This is a genomic window from Collinsella tanakaei (assembly GCF_016900375.1).
Lineage (GTDB): Bacteria > Actinomycetota > Coriobacteriia > Coriobacteriales > Coriobacteriaceae > Collinsella.
Map to the genome: position 1 here is coordinate 129,116 of NZ_JACJKB010000002.1, position 15,135 is coordinate 144,250.

At 61.9% G+C, this 15,135-nt stretch carries 10 protein-coding genes; 7 read left to right on the top strand and 3 right to left on the bottom strand.

The features are described from left to right. The first annotated feature begins 27 nt into the window (after nucleotides 1–27). From rsmG to H6A16_RS01915, 4 genes are all read left to right on the top strand, one after another. Nucleotides 28–798, top strand: coding sequence for a 16S rRNA (guanine(527)-N(7))-methyltransferase RsmG (rsmG, locus tag H6A16_RS01900; protein ID WP_204615634.1), 771 nt, complete (start codon nucleotides 28–30; stop codon nucleotides 796–798). A 591-nt stretch (nucleotides 799–1,389) separates the two neighbouring features. Beyond that, nucleotides 1,390–2,196, top strand: a complete 807-nt coding sequence (locus H6A16_RS01905; RefSeq protein ID WP_204615635.1) for an AAA family ATPase — start codon at nucleotides 1,390–1,392, stop codon at nucleotides 2,194–2,196. 34 nt (nucleotides 2,197–2,230) lie between these two features. After that, complete coding sequence (locus tag H6A16_RS01910; RefSeq protein ID WP_204615817.1) at nucleotides 2,231–3,079, top strand: ParB/RepB/Spo0J family partition protein; 849 nt, start codon at nucleotides 2,231–2,233, stop codon at nucleotides 3,077–3,079. After that, complete coding sequence (locus H6A16_RS01915; RefSeq protein WP_204615637.1) at nucleotides 3,069–3,323, top strand: hypothetical protein; 255 nt, start codon at nucleotides 3,069–3,071, stop codon at nucleotides 3,321–3,323. The genes H6A16_RS01910 and H6A16_RS01915 overlap by 11 nt, the downstream gene beginning before the upstream one ends. A 120-nt stretch (nucleotides 3,324–3,443) precedes the next feature. Here H6A16_RS01915 and rlmN read toward each other — a convergent pair whose 3' ends face one another. Next, entirely contained in the window at nucleotides 3,444–4,496 is a 1,053-nt protein-coding gene (rlmN, locus tag H6A16_RS01920) for a 23S rRNA (adenine(2503)-C(2))-methyltransferase RlmN (RefSeq protein WP_204615639.1), read from the bottom strand. Between the two features lie 153 nt (nucleotides 4,497–4,649). Here rlmN and H6A16_RS01925 point away from each other — a divergent pair, with 153 nt between their 5' ends. After that, nucleotides 4,650–5,609, top strand: a complete 960-nt coding sequence (locus tag H6A16_RS01925) for a D-alanine--D-alanine ligase family protein (RefSeq protein ID WP_204615640.1) — start codon at nucleotides 4,650–4,652, stop codon at nucleotides 5,607–5,609. Nucleotides 5,610–5,624: 15 nt separating this feature from the next. Next, the gene (locus tag H6A16_RS01930) at nucleotides 5,625–8,519 is read left to right on the top strand and encodes a helicase C-terminal domain-containing protein (RefSeq protein WP_204615642.1); all 2,895 of its coding nucleotides are present in this window, start codon (nucleotides 5,625–5,627) and stop codon (nucleotides 8,517–8,519) included. A gap of 44 nt (nucleotides 8,520–8,563) precedes the next feature. Here H6A16_RS01930 and H6A16_RS01935 read toward each other — a convergent pair whose 3' ends face one another. Continuing rightward, complete coding sequence (locus H6A16_RS01935; RefSeq protein WP_204615644.1) at nucleotides 8,564–9,496, bottom strand: helix-turn-helix transcriptional regulator; 933 nt, start codon at nucleotides 9,494–9,496, stop codon at nucleotides 8,564–8,566. Continuing rightward, nucleotides 9,489–10,514 (bottom strand): helix-turn-helix transcriptional regulator, encoded by a 1,026-nt coding sequence (locus tag H6A16_RS01940; RefSeq protein ID WP_204615647.1) that lies wholly within the window; start codon nucleotides 10,512–10,514, stop codon nucleotides 9,489–9,491. Before H6A16_RS01940 ends, H6A16_RS01935 begins: the two co-directional genes overlap by 8 nt. Nucleotides 10,515–10,725: 211 nt before the next feature. Between H6A16_RS01940 and H6A16_RS01945 the strand changes: the two genes are divergently transcribed. Then, nucleotides 10,726–15,075, top strand: coding sequence for a M28 family peptidase (locus tag H6A16_RS01945; RefSeq protein ID WP_204615649.1), 4,350 nt, complete (start codon nucleotides 10,726–10,728; stop codon nucleotides 15,073–15,075). Nucleotides 15,076–15,135: the final 60 nt, after the last annotated feature.

A 15,135-nucleotide genomic window follows, 5' to 3' on the forward strand; every position in this document is an offset into this window, starting at 1 on the left:
TAAGGTTTGTAAGGTGAGGTCGCTGCCATGTCCGATACACCCAATCGCACAATCCTGCTTCACGATCTGGATGTCGATGCTTCCCGCTTCGATAGTCTGAAGATTCGGCTTCGCTCTCTTGCCCAAGAGGTCGGTGTCTCGCTCGAAGATGATCAGGCGCGACTTTGCCTGGAGCATCTGCTGTACGTCGACCAGGTGAATGCCTATATCAACCTGACGCGCATCACCGATCTCGATGATGCCGTCGTGCTGCATATTGTCGACTCGCTGACGCTTGTTCCCTATATCGCTGCTGACGTGTATTCGTTTGTGGATATGGGTACCGGTGCTGGTTTTCCGGGTGTGCCTTTGGGCGTGGTTTCCGGTCAAGCGGGTTACCTTCTTGACTCGGTGGGGAAGAAGGTCAACGCTGTGAACGCAATCGTTCAGAAGCTCGGCCTCGATAGGCTCACTGCCGTCCACAGCCGCCTGGAGACGTATGGCAAGGAGCACCGCGGATCTGCCGATCTTGTTGTGGCTCGTGCGCTTGCCCAGCTTCCGATTCTGCTCGAGTACGCTTCGCCGATTCTGAAGCACGGGGGACAGCTTCTTGTCTCCAAGGGGAACCCGACTGATGATGAGGTGCAGCATGGTCGTGCTGCTGCCAAGCTCTGTGGGTTCGAGCTTGTTGATGTTCACCGTATCGAGCTTCCCGAAGGTTATGGTCATCGAGAGATCTGCGACTTCAGATTGCTTCACAAGCCTTCGGTGAAGCTACCTCGTGCCGATGGCATGGCAAAGCGCCAGCCACTCGGTTAAGGGATATTCCAGTGAAAGGGCCAGATTTGCATCTGGCCCTTTCACTTTTAGTTTCACGTGAAACATCAACGTTGGCCTCTTCCGGCTACGTCCCCAATGAGGCCATCTTTGGCCTTATTGGGGACGTAGCCGGAAGAGGCCAAGTATAAAGCTGGTCGTGTTTGGCTTGAGAGCTCGTTCTATTAATATGCGTGCTACATCGGCGATGCAATCAAGAGAGCCTGCTGATCACCTGATGTCGAAAATCAAAGTTTCCGGCGACTTCTGGTTTCACGTGAAACGATGACGGTGTATGAGAGTGTTGTTATGAGCTCATATATCTAGCAGAGCATGTTGAAGCAATACACGCGGTACGTCGTACATGAGGAATCTGAGGTTCAAATACGACTCCCGTATCACCACTGCAAATCGCAATCCAATCTCAGCTCTCATCAATGTCTTTGAGATAGTTCAGAATGCCTCTCACGGACGCTTGCGCTTGGGTTTCACGTGAAACATAATGAACGATGGAACGCGTGGGTGAGAATCGACACATGTTTCACGTGAAACGCGCTTTCAGCACTGTAGACAATTCGTACCAAGGAGGGCGCAGTGGGATTCAGGGATACCAAACGCTCTAAATCCGGCATCAGCACACGCGTGATTTCGATCATCAACCAAAAAGGCGGCGTCGGAAAGTCAACGACTGCTGTCAATCTAGCAGCTGCCTTGGGAGAGCTCAATTACAAGGTGCTGGTTGTCGATTTCGACCCGCAGGGAAACACGACGAGCGGACTCGGTGTCGAGAAGGAGCAACTCGATCATTGCATCTACGACGCGCTGCTTCACGATGTGCCGGTTGAGGATATTATCCAGGACACCGAGTGCAAGAAGGTGTACGTGGTGCCTGCGACGATCCAGCTTGCGGGTGCAGAAATCGAGCTCGTTTCGACCATGGCGCGCGAAACGAGGCTGAAGGATCTTCTCGAGCCAGTAATCGATGAGTTTGATTTCATCTTTATCGATTGTCCACCCTCGCTCGGTCTGCTCACCATCAACGCTTTGACTGCAGCCGATAGCGTGCTGATTCCCATCCAGTGCGAGTACTACGCGCTCGAGGGCGTTACGAAGCTGCTCGAGTCGATGAAGATGGTCAAGTCGCGTATCAACAAGAAGCTCGAGACCTTTGGCGTACTTATGACCATGCACGACAGTAGGACCTCGCTTTCGAACCAAGTGGTGGATGAGGTTAAGGGTTACTTCGGCGATCTTGCGTTCAAGACGTGCATTCCGCGTTCGGTGAAGGTTTCCGAGGCTCCGTCGTTCGGCATGCCGGTCGTGACGTATGCACCCACCAATAAGGGTGCTCTGGCATACAAGGCTCTTGCGAAAGAGGTGGTGAAGCGTGCCAAGTCCTAAGAAGAAGGCGCTCGGCCGTGGCTTGGGTTCCCTCATTCAGGAGGCTCAGACTGAAGCCGGTAGCAATCAGCAGGATCGCCAAGAGACCATGGTCTCCATCGAGGACATCCATCCGAATCCCCATCAGCCCCGTACCCACTTCAACGAGACCGAACTCGAGGAGCTGAGCGAGTCCATTCGCAGCCATGGCGTTCTCCAGCCTCTGCTGGTGCGCAAGGACGATAAGGGCTATGAGATCATCGCGGGTGAGCGACGCTACCAAGCGTCCAAGATCGCTGGCGTGACTGAGGTCCCCGTCGTGGTCCGTGAGGTCGACGACAACGAGATGCTCGAACTTGCCCTCATCGAGAATCTTCAGCGCTCCGACCTCAATCCTATCGAAGAGGCAAAGGGCTATCGCAAGCTGATTCAGGCGACTGGTATGACGCAAGAGGCTCTCTCAAAAGCGGTCTCCAAGTCGAGGTCTGCCATCACCAACTCGCTGCGCCTGCTCGATTTGCCGCAGCGCGTTCAGGACCTTCTGTTCGAGGGTAAGCTGACTGCCGGACATGCACGTGCCATCCTTGCAGTGCCGTACGAGGAAGCGCGTATCAAGCTGGCGGAGAAAGTGGTTGCTGAGGGTCTGTCCGTTCGTGCGACAGAAAACCTTGCTCCATTGTTTTCGGTCGGAGATACGCCAAAAGCCCCTCGTCCGGTCACGCCGCAGTCGTTTAAGAAGGCTGCGCGTATGCTTCGCCAGGTTTTCAATACCAACGTGAAAGTTAAGTCCTCCCGTGGCAAGAATAAGATCGAGATCGAATTCAAGGACGAGGACGAGCTCGCGAACATCATGAATCGCGTGCTCTCCGATATGAAGCCTTCGGAGGTGGAGGATGAAGAGTAGGATCATCGCGGCGTTGATATCAGGTGCGGCCGTTATTGCGGGAGTCGCTGTCGGCTACAAGATGGTTACCGACGAAGAGTTTCGCGGAAGACTGACGCGTGGTGCGAAGGATGTCTACCAGACCTCGAAGAAGAAGGTGGGGGACATGACCGAGGACGTTGCGGTCCGCACCGCCCAGATGACCAAGAACCCCAAGATCAACCAGGAGTGGGTTGAGAACCAGTGGGAGGCTATTGGTCTATAAGGTACCTAAATAATTGTCGGTACCTGCGCTAATAGCATCTAGTAAGAACGAAGGCCTGCCGGCGATCGTGCCGGCAGGCCTTCGTGTTTCATGTGAAACGTCGTATCGCCTCGTGTGGGCTTACGCCTTCTGCTGGGCGCTCAGGCGCTGCTGCAGCTGGCCGCACGCGGCGTCGATGTCGGAGCCGCGCGAGTTGCGGATCGTCGCTTCGACGCCATGCATCTGCAGACGCTTCTGAAGCGTTTCGACCTTCTTCATGGGGGAGGGCTTCAGCAGGGCATTCGGCGTGTCGTTCAGCGGGATGAGGTTCACGTGGCATAGCGTGCCCTGGCAGAAGTCGATAAGCGCTTCCATTTCGGGGTTCGTATCGTTCACGCCGTCGATCATCGCGAACTCGTACGTCGGGCGGCGACCCGTCTTCTCGACATAGGCCTGAATCGCCTCGTGCAGGCGGGGAAGCGTGTACTTCTTGACGCCCGGCATCAGCTTGTTGCGGGTGCTCTGGATGGCGGAATGCAGCGAGATGGCGAGCGTGAACTGCTCGGGAAGCTCGGCGAAGCGCTTGATACCCGGAATAACGCCGCAGGTGGAGACCGTCAGATGGCGCGCACCGATGGCCATGCCGTTCGGGTCGTTCAGCATGCGCAGCGCCTCGATCGTGGCGTCCATGTTGACGAAGGGCTCGCCCTGGCCCATGAAGACGACGCTCGTCACGCGCTCGTCAAAGTCGCGGGCAACGTGGATGACCTGGTCGACGATCTCGCGCGCCGTCAGCGAGCGCTTGAGGCCGCCCATGCCGGTGGCGCAGAACGCGCAGCCCATGGCGCAGCCAGCCTGGGTCGACACGCAGACCGACAGCTTGCCGCGGCTCGGCATGCCGACGGTCTCAACCGAGGTCCCATCGCTGAACTCCAGCAGATACTTACGCGAACCGTCGTGTGAAACCTGCTTGGCGGCCTCGGTCGGCGTGGCGAACGTGAAGTGCTCGGCGAGCTGTTCGCGCAGCTTCTTGGGGATATTGGTCATCTCGTCGAACGAGCCTGCCTGCTTGGCGAAGAGCCATTCGCAGATCTGCTTGGCCCTGAATGCGGGCTGGCCGAGTTCTTTGACGAGATCGGCGATCTCCTGCTCAGAAAGCGAGCGGATATCGCGCAGACGATGAGAACGTTCCATGCAGTACCTTCCAAAGGTTGTACAGCTTGTAGGTGTACAGCTTACGATACCTATACAATAAAATAACGCGCGGCTCGCGGCCGCATGAGTCGCGCGCAATGGACAAAGAACATCAAGGCATGCGACCGTGACACCGATAAAGGAGCAACGATTATGCAGAGCAGTCAACGTGCGGATATGCACATCGCCGTGCTTGCAGGAGGTTTCTCGTCGGAACGAGAGATCTCGTTCTCATCCGGACGCAATGCCGTCAATGCGCTGCAACAGGCCGGTTTCGGGTCCGTTGACCTGCTCGACCCCGCCGACGAGGGCTTCATCGACGCCATGCGCTCCAGCTCCTACGACGCCGCGTTCATCGCCTTGCACGGAGCCGGCGGCGAGGACGGCATGATCCAGCATGTGATGGAGTTCCTCGACATCCCGTACACGGGCTCGGATGCCCAGGCGAGTGTCTGCGGTGCCGACAAGGAGCTCTCGAAGATCCTGTACGAGCGCGCAGGCATCCCGATCGCCAAGGGTATGTCGGTGCAGAAGGGGGAGGATATCGACCCCGGGCGTGTCTTTGCCGAGCTCGGCAGCACACTGTTCGTGAAGCCCGCGGTCAACGGGTCCAGCTACGGAGTCACGAGGGTAGCCGACCCCGCCGAGCTCTCCTCGGCGGTTGATGCGGCGCTTGAGTACAGCGAGAAGGCCCTGATCGAGACCTGCCTCGAGGGAACCGAGATCACCGTCGGCGTCTTCGGCGGTGAAAACCTGAAGGCCCTGCCCATCGTGGAGATCTGCACGCCGGAGAACGCCGAGTTCTACGACCTGAGTGTCAAGTACGTCGACCCCACCGACATCCACCGCATTCCCGCGCGCCTGCCCGAGGACGTGTACGCCCGCGCGCAGGAGCTCGCCTGCCGCGCCCATCGCGCCCTCGGATGCTCTGGCTTCTCTCGCAGCGACTTCATCGTCACCGCCGACGGCCCGGTCATCCTCGAGACGAATACCATTCCCGGAATGACCGATACCTCGCTGTTCCCCGATGAGGTCCGCCACGCGGGCATGGATTTCAGCGATGTGTGCGGTCAGCTGATCGAGATGGCGATCGAGCGCCACGCGCGCCGATAAGGAGAGACCGTGCCCATGACGACGATGGAAGATGCCGTGATGGCGGGAACGCCCGACGCGGTTGTGGCGGCCTACGAGACCCTGGCCGAGCGCGCCAAGACGCGTTCGTTCGGCCTGATCGAAGATGACGTCATCATCCTCGACACCGAGACCACCGGTCTTTCGGTGCAGGACAACCGCCTGATCGAGATCGCCGCGGCCCGCCTGCGCGGCCGCGAGATCGTCGACCGCTTCGACACCTTCGTACACCCAGGTGTGCCCATCCCCGACGAGATCGTGCGCCTGACCGGCATCCGCGATAGCGATGTCCAGCACGCGCCCTCGCCGGAGGAAGCGGTCGCCATGCTGGCCGATTTCGTGGGCGGATGCCCTGTCATCGCGCATAACGCCACCTTCGACCGCTCGTTCATCGAAGCGGTTCGCGGCGGCGTTAACGTCAGCGACATCTGGATCGACTCGCTTGCGCTCTCGCGCATCGCCCTGCCGCGCCTGGCGTCGCATAAGCTGTCCGTTTTGGCTGAGCTGTTTGGCTGCGATGCCGTTTCCCACCGCGCTATCGACGACGTCGAGGCGCTTGCCGGCGTCTGGCGCATCCTGCTCGTCGCCCTGACCGACCTGCCGCGCGGTCTGATGCGTCGTCTTGCCGATATGCATCCGGATGTTCCCTGGAGCTATCGCCCCATCTTCTCGTTCTTGGCCGGCGAGGACCCCGACGGCATCTTCTCTCTGCCTGCAGCCCGTACCGAGATCCTGCGCGCGCAGGCTCCCGATGAGCGTGTCGATGCCGATGACCTGCCATTTCTGTTGCTCCCGACCGCCGACGAGACCAAATCGTGCTATGAGCCGGGCGGTATCGTCGACCACATGTATCCCGGATACGAGCCGCGCCCCGAGCAGGTCGAGATGGCCTGCGAGGTCCGTGATGCGCTTGAGACCAGCTCGCATCGCGTGATCGAGGCTGGTACCGGCGTCGGCAAGTCGATCGCCTACCTGGTGCCCTTCGCCGCTGCCGCCAAGCGCAACAACGTCACGGTTGGCATCGCGACGAAGTCGAATAACCTCGCCGACCAGTTGATCTATCACGAGCTGCCTCGCTTGGCGCGTGAACTCGATGGCGGGCTGACCTTCTGCGCGCTCAAGGGGTACGACCACTACCCCTGCCTGCGCAAGCTCGAGCGCCTGAGCCGCTCCGACGCCGAGATCAGGACCACGCGCGACCCCGCAGACACCCTGACGGCCATCGCCGTGATCTATGCCTACGTATGCCAGTCGCCGACCGGTGACCTCGACGGCTTGGGCATCCGTTGGCGCAGCGTCAACCGCGCCGACCTCACCACGCCCTCGCGGGAGTGCGCGCGCCGCCTGTGTCCGTTCTTCCCGGATCGCTGCCTGGTGCATGGTGCCCGCCGTCGCGCCTCGCGTGTGGATGTTGTGGTGACCAATCACTCGCTGCTGTTCCGCAACGTTGCTGCCGATGGCAAGATTCTGCCTCCTATCAGGCATTGGGTTATCGATGAGGCCCATTCCATCGAGCGCGAGGCGCGCCGTCAGTGGGCGGTGACGGTTTCAGCCGATGAGTCGCGTGCCATCTTCGAGCGTTTGGGCGGCGAGCGCTCCGGCTCGCTCGGCCAGCTGGTGCGCAATCTGGCATCGTCTGACGCGGCGACGCTCTATATGGGGTTGTCGGCAAAGGCGACCGCCACGGTTCAGCGCGCGTCGCTCGCCATGGCGGAGGTCTTCGATGGCGTCCGCGACCTGGCGCGCCGCGGCAGGTCCGATGGGTACGACAACGCCAACGTCTGGATCGGCCCCGAGATGCGCGAGAGCGCCGGCTGGCAGCACTTCCTCTCGCCCGCGCTGACCGCCATCGACGCGCTCGATGAGGCGCATAAGAATCTCGCCTCGCTCGTGGAGACCGTTTCGGCCGATAAACCCGAGTTCGTGGTCGATGTCGCCGACGGCACGCGACGCCTCAAGGAGATGCTCGATGGGCTCTCGCTCATCGTCAAGGGCGAAGATGAGCGCTATGTGTACTCCCTGCAGGTGAACCGCCGCCTGCGCGCTGGCGGCGAATCGCTGACCGCAGAGCTGCTCGACGTGGGCGAGATGCTCGCCGAGCGTTGGCTTCCCGAGGTACATACGGCCATCTTCACCTCGGCTACCATCTCGATCGCCGGCAACTTCAACCACTTCAACCGCGCAGTGGGTCTCGATAGGCTCGCGCCCGGCGCGTCGAAGGCCCTGCATCTCGATTCGAGCTACGACTTCGACGAGAACATGACGGTCGTCGTGGCGGGCGATGTTCCCGATCCGCGCAACCGCGACGCGTATCTCGACACGCTTGAGCAGCTGCTTGTCGACGTGCACATCGCGATGGGCGGCTCCGCGCTCACCCTGTTCACCAACAGGCGCGATATGGAGGACCTGTTCGCGCGGGTCGAACCCAAGCTCGCGGCAGCGGGCCTCGAGCTCGCCTGTCAGCAGCGCAACTCCTCGGCGCGCCAGCTCAGAGACCGTTTCATCTCGGAAAAGAGCTCGTCGCTTTTTGCGCTGAAGGCCTTTTGGGAGGGATTCGACGCATCGGGTGATACGCTGCGCTGCGTGGTCATCCCCAAGCTGCCTTTCTCGAGTCCGACCGATCCGCTCGCCTGTGAGCGCGAGCGCCGCGAGGAGCGCGCCTGGGCGCAGTATGCCCTGCCCGAGGCCGTGCTCGAGGTCAAGCAGGCGGCAGGCCGCCTTATCCGTTCGTCGTCCGACGTCGGTGTCCTCGTGCTGGCCGATTCCCGCCTCGTCACGAAGGGATACGGTAAGAAGTTTTTGAACTCCCTGCCCACCTCGGGATACCAGCGCATCGAAAGCGAGCAGGTCGGGCGCTACCTCGAGCTGTGGCGCCGCGCGCACGGCGCGTAAGATTGAGCACGTAGATTGGCGGATAGGGGCTGCTTCGGCGGCCCCTATCCGTTGCTGATGCTGTCGAGCAGGGCATTCGCATACACGAGGAGCTCGTCACGCAGCTCGGCGGGCTCGAGCATCTCGATATCGCCGCCCATTGCGAGCACCTGGTCGAACAGCCAGGGTTTCGACGAGTAGAACAGCGTGAACTCCGTCGATCCGTCGTCGCTGCGCACGATATCCGCCACGCCGGCCCAATCGAGCATAAAGGAGGAGGCTCCGGCGCGCAGTCGCAGGCGCGTCGACGTTCCCGCTCGATGCAAGCTTTCCGCGATGTCGAGTGTCCCAACCTCATGGGCGTCGACCGACTCGTCGGTGAACGCGAGACCGCTGATGCGGTCGAGGCGGTAGCGCCGCTCGGCGTCCTTCTGCACATCCCAGGCCACCAGATAGGCGTCGCCGTGCTCCTCCTGGATGGAAAGAGGGTCAATCAGGCGTTCGCGCGCCGTGTCGTCCGTGAGGGAGCGGTATGACATCGTGCAGCGGATGCCATCCTCTATAGCCTCGCTGAGCTGGGAGAACCATGATCCGTATCGCGCAGGCTCGGCGATGCCGGGGCGCTCAGCGCGGCCGTCGACAGGCCCCAAGGCGCGGCGGATACGCTCGCGTGTGTCGTCATCGAGGTCGAGCACGTCCAGAACGTGTGCGAGAACCATGCTCTCCTCGAGGCTGAAACGGCGCGGCATGATGAGCGCGGCATCACCCTGCAGGACGACGCGGTCGCCCGCGAGCTCCACGGCGGCGCGCGCACCGCTCGATCGGTCGGAAAGCGCGGAGAGGGTCTCCACAACCTGCCCGAGCTGCGCGCTATCGATACCCAAGCGCACGGTTGCGTCCTGCGCGCTGAGCGTCTGTCCCGGGGCGGCCGAGAGCGCCTCAAGCAGTCTGATGCCGGCGATTACCGTCTGCTCTGCGGTCAAACGTGCGTTAGCCATGGGCCGCCACCGCCTTATCTATACAAGCCTTCCAGGCGTTTACCAGTTTCTGCGGCGCCAGCGGCCTCATGCCGCACTGAGCGTGTGCGAGCGCAAACCGCGCTGCCTCGGTCACATCGCCTGCCTTGACGGTCCACACCCAGGCGCCCCGACTCTCGTCGCATGTCAGCTCGCCGCGCTCTTTGGTAAGGGCCTTGAGCTCGGCAGCGTCGACGGCGGCGGGAATGGTGAACGAGACCTTGGTGGCAAGGCCCGCGCCGAGGTCGAACGGCAGGAACAGGTAGTCGCGCACATCGAACCATGAGGGTATGGCATAGCTGCCCGTGGGGCGCCATGCGCGGACGATGCGATCGCCCCGGAATGTGCGCACGCTGCCCGATTGGTCGTCGAGTCCCACGTAATAGGTGTGGCCGTCCTGCATGAACATGCCCCAGATGGCGAGCGTGCGCTGGCTTTCGGAACCCTTGGCGTCAATGTAGGCGATCCGAACCTTGCGCCGGAGCGCGAAGGCGCTCCAGAGCGTTTCGGCCGCGCGGCTCTCCTGGTGCGAAGGGCTCGCGTCGAGACTTGCCGGTACAGCTTCCCGGGATGTCATGGTCTGCAGGCGCTGCCTGATATCGAGCAGCGCGCGTCGGAAGGGGATGTCGCTGCGCGAAAGGCACTCGTCGACGGCGCGCAGCAGCGCGTCGGCATCGTCGCGCGAGATGGCACCGAGCGATGCGTACGTGCTGGAGCGGTCGATGGTCCAGAGGCTTTCCTCGGTCCGCTGAGCCCCCTCGGGGCGGATCTCCTTGACGATCACGCCGCGCTCCGCGAGCTTCTCGCGATCGCGCTTGAACTTCTTCAGGTCCGAGGCCCTGTTGGCCGAACCGTAGCCGACGTCGGCATCGCTGATGATCTGCTCGGTCGTCAGGGGCACCGATGAGGCGTTGAGGATGAACAGGAGGTTGAGGATGCGCAGGGCGGTTTCGCTGAGCTCGAGCCCTTCGGGCTGCGCGGTGGTATCGGATTCCAACATGACGGCGCCGCCTTTCTGCCGCAAGGTGAAAATCAACGGTTCCGGACCATTCTAGTCGATGTGGAGATAGGTGGCTGAACGGGAGGTGTGCAGCGGTAAGAGGTATGTAAAGCTGCGGGTCAATTGAGTTCAGGGTATACTTTCGACTACATACGGACGGATGTGTTCGCATCGTCCGTCCGCATATAGGTCATAACGATGTGGAGCCCTCATGGCGAATACCCAAAAATACCTGAACCACCTGCTTCAGAGCGTCGGCATCACCCCTGCGTGCAGCGAGGAGGAGCGTGCCGCCGCCGAGGAGATCGCAAGTATCTTCTCGAACCACGGTTTCGAGCCGGAGATTCAGGAGTTCACCTCGTCATCGTCGCCGCGCCTCGTGCGCGCCGTGCTGTGCCTGCTGATGTTCATCGGCGTGGTCCTCATGGTGGTCGGCGGTGTCGTCGGTGCGGTGGGAACGTTGCTCGTGATCATCTGCGGCGTTCTGTTCATGCTGGAGCGTTTCGGTCGTATTCGCTTTCCGCGGATCGGCGCCGGCGGTCTGTCGCAGAACGTAATCGCCTACCACAAGGCGGCCGGCCCGCTTGCCTCACCGCGTAACCGACCGGTTGTGGTCGTGGCCCATTACGACTCGCCTCGCGCCGACTTCCTGGCGCAGATGCCGTTTTCGCCCTACCGTCCGATCCTGGTCAAGCTGCTTCCCTTCGCCATGGCGATTCCTGTCGCCGTCGCGGTGGTGCGCCTGCTGCCCATCCCCGAGGTCGCGAAGCTGATCCTGTGGCTCGTTGCCCTGATCATCTCGCTCGTGCCGCTTGTCATCGGCGTTTCCGTGCTGCTCAACCGCTACGTGCTGCCCTATACGAGCGGCGCGGTGTGCAACAAGTCGTCGGTCGCCGCCATGCTCGGCGTCATGGATGCCGTCTCGCCCTTCAAGGGCTCCAAGGAGTTCCCGGAGGACGTTCCGTTTGCCGCCTTTATGGCCGAGCAGCGCCGTGAGTTCAACGATGCCTTTATGGAGGCCGCCGCTGCGAACGGTCAGGCACCGATCATCGAGCGCGGCGAGTCCGATGGTACGACCGACGAGGACGTCTTCACCGAAGAGGAGCCGGAGGAGGAGTTCGCCTACGGTCTCGAGGCGGCAGAGGACGAGGTGGCCGACGAGGAGGACGACGTGGTCGTGCCTCTGACGGGCGTTACCGTTCAGATGCCTGTCGTCCAGGTTTCCGAGGATGATGAGCTTGTTGCCAACGACGGCGTTGAGGCCGCCCTCGAGTCGCTCGATGCCGAGCCCGCTCCCATCGAGGACGAGGACGAGGCGGACGTCGAGGAGGAGCTCGATGTCGAGCCCGAGCCCGTCGAGGAGGAAGAGCTTCCCGTCAACGATGCCGGTTGCATCCGCTACGGTCTGGACGCTATCCGCGGTCTCGGCATGGTCGCCGAGAGCACCGTGATCGAGTACGAGCCGAACGCGATGCCCAAGCCGAAGCCCAAGGCCGTTTTGAATTTCCCGATTCGCAAGGCTGCGCCCAAGCCCGAGCCGGCACCGGAGCCTAAGCCTGAGCCCAAGCCTGAGGCGACTGCTCCCCGTGCTATCGCGGATATCCCCATGCCTGTCGTCGAGGCCGCTCCCGTCGCCGCTGCCGCTGCTGCCGCCGTGGCAAGCCAGGTCGCGCCCGCTGCCGATGAGGTTTCCGAGCGGGAGGAGGCCTACGAGGAAGAGGACGTATTCGAGTCCGACGCCATGGCCGCCGAGGTCGCCACGGAGGACGAATATTTCGAGGACGATCAGGATATCGAGCCCGCCGAGTACGCGGAGAATGAGTACGACGCCGAGGACGAGCAGGACGTCGGCGCCTATGACGACTCGTACGAGATGATCGATGGGGAAGAGGACGACGAAGCTGCCGAGGAGTACCTCGAGGACGAGGATTACGAGGAGGACAGCTGGGAGGACGACATCGACATCCCGATGGAGGCCATGTTCGAGGCCATCGAGGATGACGATGAGCTCACCGATGAGGACGAGGATGAAACCGAGTCTGAAATCCAGCCCGAGGGCGACGAGTACGTCGCTGACGACTACGCTGACGACGAGCTTGTCGAGGACGATACCGAGGCTGCATTTGAGGACGACGAGCAAGACGCCGCGTTCGACGAGGAGTCCGACGAGCTCGATGGCTACGACGATGTCCAGGAGGCGATCTTTGACGAGGTCGACGACGAGGACGAGGTCGAAACCGATGATGAGGAGCTGACCGACGAGGTTGCTCCGGTTGAGGGTGCCGACGTCGCGTTCGAGGAGGATGTGGCTGACGAGGAGATGCTCGAGGAAGAGGTTCCGGCCGAGGCCGAGGAGCAGGTCGAGGACCAGCAGGTCGAGCCTGCCCTCGAGGAGTCCGTGTCCGACGACGATGACCTGACGGCGTTCGCTTCCATCTACCAGAGCGCACTGTTCACCGAGCCCGTTGCCGGCTATGAGGATGAGTTCGTGTCCGAGCCTGCGGCAGCTGTGGAAGAGCTCCCGATGGAGGATGAGCTCCAGGGTGCCGTCGAGGCCGGTTACGAGCCCGAGTCGACGGCGGTCATGGAGCATATTCCCTTCGAGCAGCAGGAAGACGGTTCGTGGGCGATCGGCGTCTCGGACGATGCCGAAGCCATCGAGCCCGGCGCGACCGCGGTCATGAGCGCCCTCGTCGAATCGTATGAGGACGAGGAGCCGGTTGATTCCTACGACGGGGAGATCGTCGAGGATGATGCTGAGGTCGACGCCACCGCGCCCGCGCCTGAGTTCGAGGGTGAGCTCGAGCTCGAGCCCGAGTCCGACGGGGAGATCGTCGAGGACGAGGCTTCTGTTGAGGATGAGCCTGCAGTTAAGGATGAGCCGCTCGAGGATGCTCCGTCCGATGAGCGCATCGATGCTGCCTATGAGTCCCCCTCGTTCGATGACGTCTCGTTCGACGAGTCGATGTTCGACGTCGAGCCGCTCGCCGATGACCTCGACATCATGGAGGCGATCTTCGAGCCTGTCGACGATGACGAGTCCGAGGGCGATATCGACGAGGACGAGATCATCATCAGCGATACCGAGATCACCGTGCCCGAAGAGGCCTCGATCGACCACACCGTCGAGTTCGCAGCTGCTGCTGACGCCGCCGCCGAGGAGGTCTCTGAGGACACCGAGACGGCTGTCGAGGACGAGACGTTCGCCATCGACGACGATGTCGTTGTAGAGTCCGAGGTCGACGAGTATATCGAGACTGAGGAGACTGAGCCCGCGTACGACGAGTTCGACGAGGAAGTCGCTTCCGTGGATGGGGGCTTCGTAGAGGACGCCGCTGCTTTCGAAGCCGAGGACGAGCTTCCGGTCGAGCAGGAGGATGAGTACATTCCTGAGCCCGAGCCGGTCCAGCATCAGGTGCGCGAGATTCCGAACCTGCCGACGCTCGATCAGGCTCAGGTGCCCCAGACATCTGCGGAGTCTCAGCCCGAGGCGCCTCTGAACGGGGAGACGCGGCTGTTCGACATGTCCACCGTCATCGATTCCACCGTGCCCGTGCCCGGCGTGGAGCCGCGTCGCGTGGAGACGGTCGACTCGATCATGAACGAGATCGAGCATGACGTTCCGCAGCGCCGCCAGCGCTCCATCAAGCTGCCGGATATTTCCGCCACGACCGGTGCGGCGCCTGCACGTAGCCGCTCTTCGCTGCTCGACCTGCCCGATCCGACCCCGTCGGCTTCCGGTCAGCTGTGGACCGGCGGCGTGACCGACACCAGCGCCCGCGCCAAGGGAGGCACCATGCAGTTCTCGGTCGTGAGCTCCGACGATGCGCCCAAGCCGTCGACCGGCAAGTTCAAGACCATCTCGGCTCCCACGCCCCGGAAGGCGAAGAAGAAGCGCGGTCTCGGCGGTCTGTTCGGTCGCAAGAAGAAGCGCGACGAGAACAGCATGAGCGAGTGGCTTGGTGTCGACGAGGATTACGATGCCAAGAACTCCGGCCGTAACATCGGCTCGTGGGATAAGTTCGAGGGCGACGACAGCTGGAAGGGCGGCGCTGCCAGCGACGGTACGCTGACCGAGGATGAGCTGCGCGAGGCCGTCGCCTCTCTTGGTGACGACGAGCTGCTCGGCCATGACATCTGGTTCGTTGCGACCGGTGCGTCCGAGAACGGCAATGCCGGTATCCGCGAGTTCCTCGATGCGCATCGCGACAAGCTGCGCGGCGTGTTCATGATCAACCTCGAGTGCGTCGGCGCGGGTCGTCTGGCCATGCTGACAACCGAGGGCGAGCGCCGTGTGCTCAAGGGCGACAAGCGCATCATGGGCCTCATCTCGCGCGTGTCTTCCGACTTCCACCACGAGATCGGTTCGGTCGACATGCCGTTCCTGGACACCGACGCCCATGCTGCCATGGAGATGAGCCTGCGTGCCTGCACGCTGGCGGGTGTCGACGGCGCGAGCCTCGCCTGCTCGCACAGCCAGGAGGACATCTCGCTCAATGTCGATCCGGCGAATATCGCGCTTGCTGCCGACGTGGTGACCGAGGTCATCCGTCGCTCGTAGCAGAGGGTTTATCGCATGCAAAAACGGCCGCGCTCCCTTGGGATCGCGGCCGTTTTTTCT

Bases quoted from the DNA above. Each gene is read 5' to 3' on its own strand.
- H6A16_RS01930 (WP_204615642.1), top strand. From the start codon at position 5,625: ATGACGACGATGGAAGATGCCGTGATGGCGGGAACGCCCGACGCGGTT.
- rsmG (WP_204615634.1), top strand. From the start codon at position 28: ATGTCCGATACACCCAATCGCACAATCCTGCTTCACGATCTGGATGTC.
- H6A16_RS01915 (WP_204615637.1), top strand. From the start codon at position 3,069: ATGAAGAGTAGGATCATCGCGGCGTTGATATCAGGTGCGGCCGTTATT.
- H6A16_RS01940 (WP_204615647.1), bottom strand. From the start codon at position 10,514: ATGTTGGAATCCGATACCACCGCGCAGCCCGAAGGGCTCGAGCTCAGC.
- rlmN (WP_204615639.1), bottom strand. From the start codon at position 4,496: ATGGAACGTTCTCATCGTCTGCGCGATATCCGCTCGCTTTCTGAGCAG.
- H6A16_RS01935 (WP_204615644.1), bottom strand. From the start codon at position 9,496: ATGGCTAACGCACGTTTGACCGCAGAGCAGACGGTAATCGCCGGCATC.
- H6A16_RS01925 (WP_204615640.1), top strand. From the start codon at position 4,650: ATGCAGAGCAGTCAACGTGCGGATATGCACATCGCCGTGCTTGCAGGA.
- H6A16_RS01945 (WP_204615649.1), top strand. From the start codon at position 10,726: ATGGCGAATACCCAAAAATACCTGAACCACCTGCTTCAGAGCGTCGGC.